Source organism: Faecalibacterium sp. Marseille-Q3530, assembly GCF_017377625.1.
Classification (GTDB): domain Bacteria; phylum Bacillota; class Clostridia; order Oscillospirales; family Ruminococcaceae; genus Faecalibacterium; species Faecalibacterium prausnitzii_E.
On the sequence record NZ_JAFREH010000039.1, the window covers coordinates 1 to 1,262 of the forward strand.

General features: G+C 56.7%; 2 protein-coding genes and 1 pseudogene. All 3 read left to right on the forward strand.

Translation table 11 applies throughout. From position 1 onward, the window contains the following. Positions 1–758, forward strand: a 758-nt coding sequence (locus J3350_RS13830; RefSeq protein ID WP_207687016.1) for a C40 family peptidase, incomplete at its 5' end; no start/stop codon positions are given. 13 nt (positions 759–771) lie between these two features. After that, the gene (locus J3350_RS13835; protein WP_055191823.1) at positions 772–1,038 is read left to right on the forward strand and encodes a DUF4315 family protein; all 267 of its coding nucleotides are present in this window, start codon (positions 772–774) and stop codon (positions 1,036–1,038) included. Then, positions 1,028–1,262: pseudogene (locus tag J3350_RS13840) on the forward strand (hypothetical protein); the annotation flags it as partial. The gene J3350_RS13835 and the pseudogene J3350_RS13840, both read left to right, overlap by 11 nt.

Genomic DNA, 1,262 nt, shown 5'->3' on the forward strand with positions numbered 1-1,262 from the left:
TCACGACTCTGTATGACGATTATACCCGGTCAGAAGTGCAGGGAAAACTGAAGGAGACCTTCAAAAAGCAGTATAAGCTGACCACATGGGTGGAGGTACAGATACGGTATAAGACCGTGTGGGTCATCAGTCCGGCAGGAATCCCAGTTCCCACACAGGTGCCTTATGAGTACCGCATTTTTCACACAAAGCTGGTGAACAAAGGGCTGGAGGTCGTTATCCGGGAGGAACTGGATGCTGACCAGTGGAAACGCTACGAAATCTTTCAGGACACGCTGGGTGGTCGGCCTTACCTGTTCAACGGTGGTCTGCCGCCCGGTGGTTCCGATGGCTCCGGCACACCCGGCATCGACTATACTGTGCCTGCCGAAGCCCTGACGGACGAGGAATTTGCCGCCATCTACAAGGAAGCCCAAAAGTATGTGGGCACGCCCTATGTGTGGGGCGGTTCTACCCCGGAAACCGGGTTTGATTGCTCCGGCTACGTTTGCTGGGTCTACAACCAGAACGGCTACAATGTGGGGCGCACCACCGCCAACGGTCTGTGGAACAAGAGCCAGCACATTTCCGAAGCCGAAGCAAAGCCCGGAGATCTGGTCTTTTTCAAAGGAACCTACGACACCCCCGGCATGAGCCATACCGGAATCTATCTGGGCAACGGCATGATGGTCAGTGCCGGCGACCCCATCAAGTACGCAAACATTCACTCGTCCTACTGGCAGAAATACCTGTCCGGTTTTGGACGGCTTTCAAAATGATTGGAGGAGTTTTATGAGCGAAAAATCGGATAAGCTGCGGGCGATGCTGGAAAAAGAGAAGGAGCGCCGCATCAAACTGAACAACCGCATCGAGATTCTGGAACGGCGCATTCAGGAGGAGGATTCCGCCGAGGTCAACGAAATGGTGCGGACCGCAAAGGTCACACCGGAACAGCTTGCTGCCCTGCTGCGGCAGTCGGCAACTGCCACCCCGAACCCGGCTGCGCTGTCTGCCGTGGGTGCAACTTTTGAGAAGGAGGTCGATGCAGATGAAGATTAAGAAACTGGGTGCGCTGCTGGTATCGGCGGCACTGTGCGCTGGCATGGCGGCTCCCGCCTTTGCCTTTGAGGGCGAAGCTGCCCCGGTGGAGCAGCCGGTTCTGCCGGAAGTCGTGGAGGAAGATGTTGTCACAGTCACGGATGAAACCGCTGGTGCCCTGACCCCGGAGGGCAACCTGACGCTGGTAGACGACTACCACACCGACTATTCCGATGGCAGCGGTC

Coding starts and splice junctions, on each gene's coding strand:
- J3350_RS13835 (WP_055191823.1), top strand. CDS start 772: ATGAGCGAAAAATCGGATAAGCTGCGGGCGATGCTGGAAAAAGAGAAG.